10 protein-coding genes are annotated in these 9,475 nt (G+C 57.8%); 8 read left to right on the plus strand and 2 right to left on the minus strand.

All coding sequences use genetic code 11. The features are described 5' to 3' along the window. Positions 1-2,708, minus strand: a 2,708-nt coding sequence (rne, locus tag DBR30_RS05605; protein WP_258224296.1) for a ribonuclease E, incomplete at its 3' end; no start/stop codon positions are given. A gap of 412 nt (positions 2,709-3,120) precedes the next feature. Between rne and rluC the strand changes: the two genes are divergently transcribed. Together rluC and DBR30_RS05615 are read left to right on the plus strand one after the other, a co-directional pair. Then, positions 3,121-4,065 (plus strand): 23S rRNA pseudouridine(955/2504/2580) synthase RluC, encoded by a 945-nt coding sequence (rluC, locus tag DBR30_RS05610; RefSeq protein WP_108541328.1) that lies wholly within the window; start codon positions 3,121-3,123, stop codon positions 4,063-4,065. Next, positions 4,065-4,721, plus strand: coding sequence for an HAD-IA family hydrolase (locus tag DBR30_RS05615; RefSeq protein WP_108541327.1), 657 nt, complete (start codon positions 4,065-4,067; stop codon positions 4,719-4,721). Before rluC ends, DBR30_RS05615 begins: the two co-directional genes overlap by 1 nt. A gap of 100 nt (positions 4,722-4,821) precedes the next feature. Here the strand turns inward: DBR30_RS05615 and DBR30_RS05620 are convergent, their stop codons facing one another. Then, positions 4,822-5,403, minus strand: coding sequence for a Maf family protein (locus tag DBR30_RS05620; protein ID WP_108541330.1), 582 nt, complete (start codon positions 5,401-5,403; stop codon positions 4,822-4,824). Positions 5,404-5,522: 119 nt separating this feature from the next. On the opposite strand from DBR30_RS05620, the gene yceD reads away from it, so the two are divergent. The 6 genes from yceD to DBR30_RS05650 all read left to right on the plus strand — a co-directional run. Further along, positions 5,523-6,044, plus strand: coding sequence for a 23S rRNA accumulation protein YceD (gene yceD / locus DBR30_RS05625; protein WP_108541329.1), 522 nt, complete (start codon positions 5,523-5,525; stop codon positions 6,042-6,044). A gap of 19 nt (positions 6,045-6,063) precedes the next feature. Continuing rightward, on the plus strand, positions 6,064-6,231 hold the full coding sequence (gene rpmF / locus DBR30_RS05630) for a 50S ribosomal protein L32 (RefSeq protein WP_005300935.1): 168 nt from the start codon (positions 6,064-6,066) through the stop codon (positions 6,229-6,231). Positions 6,232-6,240: 9 nt separating this feature from the next. Continuing rightward, a complete protein-coding gene (gene plsX, locus DBR30_RS05635; protein WP_108541326.1) occupies positions 6,241-7,260 on the plus strand; it encodes a phosphate acyltransferase PlsX in 1,020 nt (339 codons plus the stop codon). A gap of 7 nt (positions 7,261-7,267) precedes the next feature. Beyond that, on the plus strand, positions 7,268-8,227 hold the full coding sequence (locus DBR30_RS05640; RefSeq protein ID WP_042655782.1) for a beta-ketoacyl-ACP synthase III: 960 nt from the start codon (positions 7,268-7,270) through the stop codon (positions 8,225-8,227). Between the two features lie 71 nt (positions 8,228-8,298). Then, the gene (gene fabD, locus DBR30_RS05645; RefSeq protein ID WP_042655783.1) at positions 8,299-9,234 is read left to right on the plus strand and encodes an ACP S-malonyltransferase; all 936 of its coding nucleotides are present in this window, start codon (positions 8,299-8,301) and stop codon (positions 9,232-9,234) included. A 13-nt stretch (positions 9,235-9,247) separates the two neighbouring features. Beyond that, positions 9,248-9,475 (plus strand): SDR family oxidoreductase (locus DBR30_RS05650; RefSeq protein WP_146181361.1); only part of this gene is annotated, 228 nt, incomplete at its 3' end.

The following is a 9,475-nucleotide window of genomic DNA, read 5'->3' on the forward strand; positions in this document are numbered from 1 at the left end:
GTGGCAGCCACGTCGACAGCCGGAGCGGCGACAACGGCAACTTCCGGCTCTGCTGGCACCACGACCTCAGCGACAGCGTCAACAACCGGGCTAGCAGTCACATCGGCTTGAGTTGCTTCAATCTGGGCAGCAGCCTGTTCGGCAGCTTCTTCAGCAACGGCTTCGACAACCACATGCTCGGTCAGTGCAGCAGAGGCTTGCAGGGCAGCAGCGACGGCTTCAGCGCTCGGGATGGTAACAACAGGCACTACCGGCTCTTCAACCTGCGCTGCGGTGGTCAGAGTGGTGGTATCTTGCTGTTCTTCGTCACGTTGGCTGCGGGCATCTTCGTTGATGCGCTTGCGGCGCTGACCTTCGATACGCTGGCTGCGCGGAGTGCGGCGTGAACGGCGCAGGCCTTCACTCTGCTCTTCCTGCTCGTTACCCACGGTGGCATCTATCACTTCAGCTTGCGCTGGTACTTTGTCAACCGGCAGGGCAGAGGTGTCAGCAGCGGCGACATCGACGCGGATCTGCTTGCGCAGTTGACGACGTTCGCGGCGCTCGGCCACTTTTTGCTCTTTTTCCTGACGTGGCTGGACGGCAGTTGCATCAACGGCGTCTACCGCTTCAACAACGACTTCGGCGCGCGGCTCACGGGGAGCACGAGGTTCACGGGCTGGACGTGGTGCACGTTCCTGGCGCGGTTCGCGAGGCTCGCGCTCCTGACGAGGTTCACGTTCCATGCGCTGTTCGCTGCGCACTTCGCCACGAGCTTCACGCTCCTGACGAGGCTCGCGCTCTTTGCGGGGACGGCGATTGCGGTTTTCACCGGCTTCGCGGTTGCCACCTTCACGCTTATCGCCAGCTTCCGCATTGTTGCGGTTGCCACGATTGTCATCACGACGAGGACGCTGACCACGGCCACGGCCTTCTTCGCGCTGGTGACGTTGACCTTCATCCTTGCGTGCTTCACGAGCTGCTGGTTTCTCGGCGGGCGCTTTCACGTCGGCAGGGGCTGCATCGCTGCTGAACAGGCCGGTAATGCCTTTGATCAGCTTGTTGAAGAAGCCGACTTCGGCAGGGGCCGCAGCAACGGGAGCCGCCGGCTGTTGCGGTGCAACAGGGGCCGGTTGTGCTGGTTGGGCAAAGCCTTGCAGCAGCGGTTGTTCACGCTCGATCACCTGAGCTTGCTTCGGCTGGTAGACCGGCTTGGCAATCTCGGTTTTCAACTCATAACTGGCCGCTTCCGGGATCTCGTTCTGACGAATGCGGGTCACTTCGTAGTGCGGGGTTTCCAGATGCTGGTTCGGAATGATGTAAACACGCACATCATTGCGCTGTTCCAGACTGGCGATGGCAGCACGCTTCTCGTTAAGCAGATAGGCTGCAACATCCACCGGCACCTGACCGTGAACCTGCTCGGTGTTGTCCTTCATGGCCTCTTCTTCGATGAGACGCAGGATGGACAGGGCGAGGGATTCGTTGTCACGAATCACGCCTTGACCCTGGCAACGGGGGCAGATGTGGCTGCTGGACTCGTTGAGGGAGGGGCGCAGACGCTGGCGAGACATCTCCAGCAGACCGAAACGGGAGATCCGGCCCAGCTGGATGCGGGCACGATCCTGATGAACCGCTTCACGCAGACGGTTTTCCACTTCGCGCTGATGACGAACTGGCGTCATGTCGATGAAGTCGATAACGATCAGGCCACCCAGGTCGCGCAGACGCAATTGACGGGCAATTTCGTCGGCGGCTTCCAGGTTGGTTTGCAGCGCAGTCTCTTCGATATCGCCGCCCTTGGTGGCGCGGGAGGAGTTGATATCGATGGAGGTCAGCGCTTCGGTCGGATCGATAACGATGCTGCCGCCGGAGGGGAGGCGCACTTCACGCTGGAAGGCTGATTCAATCTGGCTCTCAATCTGGAAGTGGTTGAACAGGGCAACTTCACCCTTGTACAGCTTCACACGGTTGAGGAAATCGGGACGCACCAGCTCGATATGGGCCTTGGCGCGTTCGAAAATCACCGGATTGTCGATCAGGATCTCGCCCACATCGCGACGCAGATAGTCACGGATGGCACGCACGATGACGTTACTTTCCTGGTGGATCAGTACCGGCGCAGCGCGCTCCTGGGAGGCCTTGTGGATGGAGTCCCAGTGGTTGAGCAGGACGTTCAAATCCCACTCCAGCTCTTCCGGAGACTTGCCTACACCGGCAGTGCGCACGATCAGGCCCATGCCTTCCGGCACGGTCAATCCGCTCAGGGCTTCTTTCAGTTCAGTCCGCTCATCACCCTCGATGCGGCGGGAGATACCACCGGCACGGGGGTTGTTGGGCATCAGTACCAGGTAGCTACCTGCCAGGCTGATAAAGGTGGTGAGGGCTGCACCCTTGGTGCCACGCTCTTCCTTGTCGATCTGGACGATAACTTCCTGACCTTCGCGGACCACTTCTTTGATGTTGGGACGACCCTGATAGGAGTAACCGGAGGGGAAGTAATTGCGGGCGATCTCCTTCAACGGCAGGAAACCGTGGCGCTCGGCGCCGTAATCAACAAAAGCAGCTTCAAGGCTGGGTTCTACGCGGGTGATCTTACCCTTGTAAATGTTCGCTTTCTTCTGCTCGTGTCCCGGACTTTCAATATCCAAATCGTAGAGCTGTTGTCCGTCAACCAGCGCTACGCGCAACTCCTCTTCTTGAGTTGCGTTGATAAGCATTCTTTTCATTGAGTTCTCATTATTGTGTCATTTTGATTTCCTCCATCTGGGTCCTACCAGCGCCGGCCTCGGGTCTTCAGCATACTGGGGCAACCTCCCGGTTGGGGTATGCATGAGGCGCAAACTAAGGGCGTTCTGGTCATCACTTCTCGAGAAGGAATGAATAAGGATGCCGAAATGGAGACAAATAAACGGTGATGTTTGTGTTCTCCATGCGTTGTACCTCGCACCCGGGAACCGTCATGTTCTTGTATACACGGTGTTTCGGGATTGGGTGGCATACTTTTTGGCCACTTAGTACAAGGCTTGAACACAATGACAAAACCTTGTTTATTATCCCATTTAAACCTCTTTTATAGCAAGGCGCCATTTTTCAACAAACCAGCAGCCAAGGGGCGCTGGCAGTGGTAAAATCCGCGCTATGACACAGATACAACAACAAGTGCAGCTGCTCACCATCGAAGCTGAGCATGACGGGCAGCGCATCGACAATTTTCTCAAGACTCAGCTAAAGGGCGTCCCCAAGAGCCTGATCTATCGCATCCTTCGCAAAGGTGAAGTGCGAGTAAACAAAAAGCGCATCAAACCGGAGTACAAACTCTGCGCAGGCGATGAGGTGCGGGTTCCTCCCGTGCGCGTTGCCGAGAAGAATGAGCTGCCTTCGGCAAACCTCGGTGTTATCCAGCGTCTGGAGTGCCAGATCCTGTTCGAAGACGATGCCATGATCGTGCTGAACAAGCCCTCCGGCATGGCCGTACACGGTGGCAGTGGCCTGAGCTTTGGCGTGATTGAAGGACTGCGCGCCCTGCGTCCGGAAGCCCGTTTCCTCGAATTGGTTCATCGACTGGATCGCGACACCTCTGGTGTATTGCTGGTTGCCAAAAAACGCAGCGCCCTGCGCAGCCTGCATGAGCAGTTGCGCGTCAAGACCATGCGCAAGCAGTATCTGGCGCTGGTGCGTGGCAAGTGGCAGGCTCACGTCAAGGTGGTTAATGCGCCGCTGCGCAAAAACGACCTGCAATCCGGTGAACGGGTGGTGCGGGTCAGTGCCGATGGCAAGCCCTCCGAAACCCGGTTCCGCATCGTGCGTCAATTTGCCGAAGCGACTCTGGTCGAGTGCAGCCCCATTACTGGTCGTACCCACCAGATCCGCGTGCATACCCTGCATGCCGGTCATCCGATCGCCTGTGACGATAAGTACGGTGAAGTGGCGTTTGACGAGAAAATGCGCAGCCAAGGGCTGAAACGGCTCTTTTTGCATGCCTGGAAGCTCAGCTTCACCCATCCGGCCGATGGTCGCGAGATGCAGGTAGAAGCGCCGCTGGCGCCTGAACTCGACAACTTCCTCAACGGCTTGCCACGCTGATGCAGGATATCCGGCTCGCCATTTTCGATTGGGACGGTACCCTGATGGATTCGGTGGGCCGGATTGTGGCCTGTGTGCAAGGGGCCGCCAGAGATTGTGAGCTGGCAGTACCTGCACCATCCCAGATCCGGCAGATCATCGGATTGAGCCTTGATGTCGCCATGTCCCGTCTGTTCCCTTTAAGTAGTGGCAGTGCCTTTGATGAGCGCCAGATTGCCGCACTCATCGATCGCTATCGTCATCACTATCTGCACGATGCCACCCCCAGCCCGTTGTTTTCCGGGGCAGGGGAGTTGCTGCATGATTGGCGGTCACGAGGGCTGCAACTGGCCGTCGCGACCGGCAAATCACGCCGTGGGCTGGATCGGGTATTGGATGAGACCGGACTACGCCCGTTGTTTGTAACCAGTCGCGGGGCCGATGAGGCTCGCTCCAAGCCTGATCCGCTGATGCTTGAGCAGATCCTGGACGAGCTGGGGCTGTCACCCCGGCAGGCGGTAATGATCGGCGACTCTGTTCACGATATGGCGATGGCCGAGGCGATCGCCATGCCGCGTATTGGTGTCACCTGGGGGGTGGATAGCCGCGATGCCCTCAGTCGTCACGGGCCAGTGGCGGTGGTGGATTCTATGGCGGCTCTTCGCGGGCTGTTATAGACGCCTCTCTTTAACAGACATCGACCTGCTTGATAACAGAGGCCCGGTCTATTGACCGGGCTTTTTATATTCTCGTTCTAGCTTATCTATTCGTCCGCAATCAGGGCAGGGCGATACCGTGGCGCTCCAGCAGTTCGATCAGGCCGATCAGTGGCAGACCGATCAAGGCGTTAGGATCGCGCCCCTCCAGCCCCTTGAACAGCACGATCCCCATTCCTTCACATTTGAAGCTGCCCGCACAATCTAGGGGCAATTCTGCCTCTACATAGCGGCGAATGGCGGCTTCATCGAGGTTGCGAAAATGGACGGTGAAAGGTTCCACCAGTTGATGAGCCTCACCGGTTGCGGCATTCACTACGCACAGGCCGGTGTAGAAGGTGACGCTGCGCCCCTGGGCCGCCATCAACTGGGCGATGGCATTGTCGATGGTACCCGGTTTGCCGAGGATGTGATCATCGCAGACACACACCTGATCAGATCCGATGATCAAGCCGTGATCACGATGTTGGGCGATGGCATCTGCCTTGGCATGGGCCAGTCTGGCCACCAGCGCCTCGGCGGATTCGCCAGCTAGTGGTCGCTCATCCACATCGGGGGCGGCACATTCAAAGGGGAGACCGAGCTTCTCCAGCAGGACTTTGCGATAGCGAGAAGTTGAGGCGAGGATCAGATTCTGTGGCATAATCGAGTTACCGATGAAAGCAGGTACCGGCATTCTAGGGACTTGTGACGTTAAAATCATCGGCGGTAAGGACTTTTTCCTTTGACTATCAGTTGTTGGACCTATATTATTCGCGCCCTATGCAAAAGGTGAAGTTGCCCGTTAAGGTTGATCCAGTCCGTAGTGCCTTGAAGCTGCTCGATTACATCGGGATAGTGGAAAAGTCGCAGATGCCCAGGCTGGAGGAATCAACCGCTGGCTTGCAGAGTGATATCGAGGTATCACTGCACTTTGGCAAAGATGTCCAGAAGTTGACCGTTATGAAAGGCACTGCCCATGCCAAGGTTGATCTGGTTTGCCAACGTTGCGGAGAGACATTCGAACACCTCTGTGAAGTTGAATTTATCTACACTCCGCTGTTCGAAAGAACAAACGAGGAAGAACTGCCGGAAGCTTATGAGCCCATTGAGTTGGACGAAAACGGCGAGATAGATCTTCATCAAATCCTGGAGGATGAACTCATCCTCTCGTTGCCTCAAGTCGCAATGCATTCTCTGGATGCATGCCCGAGAGGAAACATGGAGATGACCTGGGGTGAAATCGAACCTGCTGATGAGCGGCCGAATCCCTTTGCAGTTCTTGAAGAGCTTAAACGTAAGTGAATTTAGGAGTTAGCCTACAATGGCCGTACAACAGAACCGTAAAACCCGTGCCAAGCGTGGCATGCGTCGTTCCCACGATGCGCTGACCACCGCTGCCCTGACTGTTGATCAGACCAGTGGCGAAATTCATCGTCGTCACCACGTGACTGCCGATGGTTTCTACCGCGGTAAAAAGGTAATCGCTTAAGGATTGCCTTTGTCTACGCAAACTGTCGCGCTAGACATCATGGGGGGAGATATTGGCCCCTCGGAAACAGTGCCTGCCGCCGTGCAGGCACTGTCTCTTTTACCCCAGCTAAAACTGATCCTGGTCGGCGACCAGCACCAGACCTCTTCTCTGCTGCAGCATCATGGCTTGCTGAATCATCCGCGCGTTCGTTTCGTACATGCATCCCAAGTGGTTGGCATGGGCGATAAACCGATCGTGGCGCTGCGTACTCTGAAAGACTCCTCCATGCGGGTGGTACTCAATCTGGTGAAAGCCGGTGAGGCCGATGCCTGCGTCAGTGCCGGCAATACCGGCGCCCTGATGGCGATGGCCAAGTGCGTGCTCAAATCCCTACCCGGGGTAGACAGACCCGCCCTCATCAAGGCGTTGCCAACATTGAGTGGCAAACGCACCGTGATGCTGGATCTAGGCGCCAACGTCAGTTGCGATGCGGATACCTTGCTGCAGTTTGCGGTGATGGGCTCTGTCGTGGCCGAAAAGGTAGAAGGCATAGTATTACCTCGTGTTGCTTTGCTCAACATCGGCGAGGAGGAGATCAAGGGCAACGATCTGGTGCGCCACAGCGCCGAATTGTTGCGTCAATGTCCCGCACTCAATTATGTCGGGTTCGTCGAAGGGGATCGCATCTTCAGCGGCGACAGCGATGTGATCGTCTGCGACGGTTTTGTCGGCAATGTCGCCCTCAAGACGGCAGAAGGGGTGGTGCGGATGATGGCCCAGCTGGCCGGATATCCCCGCAAGAAACGCACTTTTCTTGGCCGGATCGCCGGATTTATGTTCAAACGGCGTTTTTCTTACCTGAACCCCGACCAGTATAACGGAGCAAGTCTGTTAGGATTGCGCGGCATTGTGGTAAAAAGTCATGGGCGGGCCGAACGGCGCGCTCTGTGTAATGCGATCCTGCTGGCCGCACAAGAGGCCAAACATCAACTTCCACTGCAAATAGCAGATCGCCTTGAAGCTGTCTTCTCTGACAGGGATCTATAAGAACTCTATGCATAGCAAAATTCTGGGTACTGGCAGCTACCTGCCGAGTTCAGTGCGTACCAACGCCGATCTCGAGCAGATGGTTGAGACCAGTGATGAGTGGATCGTGGAACGCACTGGTATCCGTGAGCGCCGTATTGCCGGGGCTGACGAGACCGTTGCCACCCTCTCTTACCAGGCCGCTCTGCGCGCCCTGGAGGCAGCCGGTTTGACCGCTGCTGATCTCGATATGATAGTGCTGGCCACCACCAGTGCTGAAAATGCCTTCCCGGCTGCCGCCTGCGAGCTGCAGGGGCTGCTCGGCGTACCGGGCATTCCTGCCTTTGACGTGGCAGCGGCCTGTGCCGGTTTCACCTACGCACTCTCCATTGCCGATCAGTTCGTCAAATCCGGCGCCGCCCGCCATGTGCTGGTCGTCGGGGCCGATGTGCTCTCCCGCATGTGCGATCCGCAAGATCGCGGCACCATCATCCTGTTTGGTGATGGGGCAGGGGCTGTGATTGTCGGTGCCAGCGAGACGCCGGGCATTCTCTCTACCCATCTTCATGCCGATGGCCGTTATGGTGAGCTGCTCAAGCTGCCTCATCCCCGTCGCGGCATGCCGGGTGCCGAGCTCGAAGCCTACATGTATATGAAGGGCAACGATGTCTTCAAGGTCGCGGTCACCCGTCTGAGCGAGATCGTAACCGAAACGTTGGCCGCTGCGGGCATCGAGCCGAGCGAGCTGGACTGGCTGGTGCCGCATCAAGCCAACTTCCGCATCATCAGTGCCACCGCCAAGAAGCTGGGTATGAGCCTCGATAAAGTGGTGCTGACCCTCGACAAGCACGGCAATACCTCTGCCGCTTCCGTTCCGGTCGCCTTCGACGAAGGGGTGCGGGATGGCCGGATCAAACCGGGTCAGCTGGTACTGCTGGAAGCCTTTGGTGGCGGTTTCGCCTGGGGCTCGGCGCTGGTTCGCCTCTGATCTTCGGCGGGATGGTGTCTCCATCATCCCGTCACCGATTTCATTTTTGTCTTATCTAAAAGGAATCAATGATGACCCAATTTGCCATTGCCTTCCCGGGACAAGGTTCCCAGTCCGTTGGCATGCTGGCCGAGCTGGCCGAACAACATGCCGTGATCAAGGAGACCTTCGCCGAGGCGAGTCAGGTGCTGGGTTATGACCTGTTTGCCCTGGTGATGGATGGTCCGGTTGAAGATCTGAACAAAACCTGGCGCACCCAGCCTGCGCTGCTGACTGCCTCTGTCGCCCTGTGGCGCCTGTGGCAACAGCAGGGTGGGGCAACTCCTGCCGTCATGGCGGGTCACAGCCTGGGTGAGTACTCCGCGCTGGTTTGCAGCGGCGCACTCGATTTTGCCGATGCGGTCAAACTGGTCGAGTTACGTGGTCTGGCCATGCAGGAAGCGGTACCGGAAGGCACCGGCGCCATGGCGGCCATCATCGGCCTTGATAACGAATCCATCGCCGCCAACTGCGAAAAAGCGGCACAAGGGCAGGTGGTCTCTCCGGTCAACTTCAACTCCCCGGGCCAGGTGGTTATCGCCGGTCACAAAGAGGCCGTTGAGCGCGCCAACGTGCTGATGAAAGAGTCGGGCGCCAAGCGTGCGCTGCCGCTGCCTGTCTCCGTACCGTCTCACTGCGCGTTAATGAAACCTGCCGCAGAAAAACTGGCAGCTGCGCTGGACGGGATCGAGATCAAGGTTCCAACCATCGCGGTCATCAATAATGTCGACGTATCCTGTGAACAGGATCCGGCCGCCATCAAGCAAGCGCTGGTACGTCAGCTGTTCAGCCCGGTTCGTTGGACCGAGACTGTCGAGCGGATGGCCAATGAGGGCGTTACCCTCGAGATCGAGATGGGACCGGGCAAAGTGTTGACCGGGCTCGCCAAGCGCATCGACAAGCGCGTGGAAGGTATTCACGCCAACGATGCCGCCTCTTTCGAGCAGGCGCTGGCCCAGATCAAGTAAACAGGAGCAAGTGATGAGCTTTACCGATAAGGTTGTGTTGGTGACCGGTGCCAGTCGTGGCATCGGCCGTGCGATTGCCGAAACATTCGTGGCCCGTGGCGCGAAAGTGGTCGGTACGGCGACCAGCGAGAGCGGTGCCGAGGCGATCAGCGCCTATCTGGGCGACAATGGTTGCGGCATGGCACTGAACGTGACCAGCCAGGAATCCATCGAAGCCGTCTTCGCCGCCATCAAGGCGCGC

This window comes from Aeromonas sp. HMWF017 (assembly GCF_003061465.1).
In the GTDB taxonomy this organism is placed as follows: domain Bacteria; phylum Pseudomonadota; class Gammaproteobacteria; order Enterobacterales; family Aeromonadaceae; genus Aeromonas; species Aeromonas veronii.

What these genes read in the sequence shown, in the direction of transcription:
- rluC (WP_108541328.1), top strand. Translation starts at nt 3,121, where the DNA reads ATGACACAGATACAACAACAAGTGCAGCTGCTCACCATCGAAGCTGAG.
- DBR30_RS05615 (WP_108541327.1), top strand. Translation starts at nt 4,065, where the DNA reads ATGCAGGATATCCGGCTCGCCATTTTCGATTGGGACGGTACCCTGATG.
- DBR30_RS05620 (WP_108541330.1), bottom strand. Translation starts at nt 5,403, where the DNA reads ATGCCACAGAATCTGATCCTCGCCTCAACTTCTCGCTATCGCAAAGTC.
- yceD (WP_108541329.1), top strand. Translation starts at nt 5,523, where the DNA reads ATGCAAAAGGTGAAGTTGCCCGTTAAGGTTGATCCAGTCCGTAGTGCC.
- rpmF (WP_005300935.1), top strand. Translation starts at nt 6,064, where the DNA reads ATGGCCGTACAACAGAACCGTAAAACCCGTGCCAAGCGTGGCATGCGT.
- DBR30_RS05640 (WP_042655782.1), top strand. Translation starts at nt 7,268, where the DNA reads ATGCATAGCAAAATTCTGGGTACTGGCAGCTACCTGCCGAGTTCAGTG.
- fabD (WP_042655783.1), top strand. Translation starts at nt 8,299, where the DNA reads ATGACCCAATTTGCCATTGCCTTCCCGGGACAAGGTTCCCAGTCCGTT.